At 42.6% G+C, this 289-nt stretch carries 1 pseudogene; it reads left to right on the top strand.

Annotation, left to right across the window (positions count from 1 at the left end):
- Positions 1–289: pseudogene (locus AAEZ18_RS18600) on the top strand (peptidase S41); the annotation flags it as partial.

Below are 289 nucleotides of genomic sequence, written 5' to 3'. Positions count from 1 at the left end.
ACCTTTGGTATGATGAGATTGCCGATAACGATCCTGAAAGCTTTGCCACAGTAGCCGATTATTTTGCCCAATTAAAAACAGAGCAGCTTACCGACTCAGGGGCAAAAAAAGATAACTTTCATTTTTCAGAACCTACTGAAGATTACTTTCAAGAAGCGCAATCGGGCGTTACTTCTGGTTACGGTATAAATTGGGCGTTTATTGGCGATACAGCCGACCGTATTTTACGCGTCGCTTATCTTGAAGATGATTCACCTGCAAGCCAAATAGGCTTTCAACGTGGTGATAC

It is taken from the genome of Pseudoalteromonas sp. 19-MNA-CIBAN-0066 (assembly GCF_040308705.1).
Taxonomy (GTDB): Bacteria; Pseudomonadota; Gammaproteobacteria; order Enterobacterales; family Alteromonadaceae; genus Pseudoalteromonas; species Pseudoalteromonas nigrifaciens.
This window is presented reverse-complemented; position numbering and strand designations above follow the sequence as displayed.